The sequence below is a fragment of the Endozoicomonas sp. ONNA2 genome, from assembly GCF_024606365.1.
Classification (GTDB): Bacteria; Pseudomonadota; Gammaproteobacteria; order Pseudomonadales; family Endozoicomonadaceae; genus Endozoicomonas.
In genome coordinates this window covers 1-1,632 of record NZ_JAHHPO010000228.1, presented here as the reverse complement: position 1 = coordinate 1,632, position 1,632 = coordinate 1, and the positions used below count along the sequence as shown (strand labels likewise).

At 51.4% G+C, this 1,632-nt stretch carries 1 protein-coding gene; it reads right to left on the bottom strand.

Annotation, left to right across the window (positions count from 1 at the left end):
- Positions 1-1,197 (bottom strand): ankyrin repeat domain-containing protein (locus KDK14_RS04205; RefSeq protein ID WP_257263769.1); only part of this gene is annotated, 1,197 nt, incomplete at its 3' end.
- Between the last annotated feature and the right edge of the window lie 435 nt (positions 1,198-1,632).

Genomic DNA, 1,632 nt, shown 5'->3' with positions numbered 1-1,632 from the left:
CTTGATCAGCCGACTCCGGATACTGGCCCGGCAGTAGAATTGGAGAGAGTGTGGTACAGACATGAAATTCCGGATTGCTTCTTTTATGGGTTCTACACTTGCACATTGGCAGGCTGTCAGTCCATTCTTGTTCTTGAGTTTTGGGTCAGCCCCGTTGACCAGCAGAGTCTCGACAATATCACGTTGACCAGCGCCAGCTGCCAGGTGCAGTAGGGTGTTCAAGTGATAACTTACGGAAATATAGGGGTCAGTCCCGGTGTCCAGGGGAATATTGGGGTCAGCCCCGTTGACCAGTGCTTCCTTGATTTGATCCTTCCATCCAAGACAAGAAAATATCGGTAACAGCCTGTTCCAGTCCGGCTGACGGGTTTCAGGTAACAGGGTTTTGTATACATCGAGATGACCCCAGTAAACTGCAGCTTGCAAGGCTGACCAACCATCCCCGTCCCTGAGGTTCGGGTCAGCTCCTTTTTTTAGCAGGATCTTGACCATAGCATGGTGACCAAGGCCAGCTGCCCAGTGCAGCGGGGTGGAATGATAATCAACGAGAATATTCGGGTTAGCCCCGTTGTCCAGGGCCGTATTAAATTGATTGTGCCACCCTGCATAGATAAGTTTTGGTAACAGGCTGTTCCAGTCTGGCTGATGGGTTTCAGGCAACAGTGTGTCGTACACATCGCGATGACGATTCTCGGCTGCAAATTGCAAGGGTGTCCATCCTTCCATGTCCTTGAGGTCCGCTTCAGCCCCTTTGTCCAGCAGGGTCTTGACAATAGCATGATGACCAGCCCTGGCTGCATGGTGCAGCGGGGTGTAATCGGTACATCCGGGAATATTTGGGTTAGCCCCGTTGGTCAGCAGGGTCTCGACAATAGCATGGTGACCTGCTTTAGCTGCTTTTACTAAAGGTGTATCTCCAACACTGTCCCGGTTATTCAGGTTAGCCCCGTTGACCACTGCCACCTTGACTTGATCCTTCCACCCTGAACGGGAAAATTCTTGTAACAGGCTATCCCAGTCCGGCTGATGGGTTACAGGTAACAGGGTTTTGTATACATCGAAATGACCCAGGACAGTTGCAAGTTGCAAGGCTGTCTGCCCATTCCTGTTCTTGAGGTTCGGGTCAGCCCCCTTGGCCAGCAGGGTTTTGACCCTGGCGTGGTCATCACAAACAACTGCATGTTCCAGTGAATTCATGACATACTCCAATGCTTGAAAATCAGGTTTGATCCGCGGATATGCAGCATTCATGACCCTTGCAATTCGGGAGCTGTGTTCAGTTTAGACAGGATTTGCCGGTTTGCTGTCTGACCCAAAACAGTTATGCGCCGAACAGGCGATCTGGCAGAGGTTGCCCCCGATGCAGGCCTGCCTGATCACAGTAAACCGACTGTTGATGCCATTAGGCTGTTGATATCATTAGACTGTTGATGTCATTAGTTGCTGCCATCAAAAAAACGACAGAAATAGTGTATATGGTGCACCCGGGGCTTGCCCTACATTGACAGCGGGCAATATACATACTTCTCCATCGGTGCCGTCAGCGACAGCTTCCCGGCCGCCTCCTTTATTGGTAGCCCATTGTCAGGCAGGCACTTGATCAGCCGACTCCGGATACTGGCCCGGCAGTAG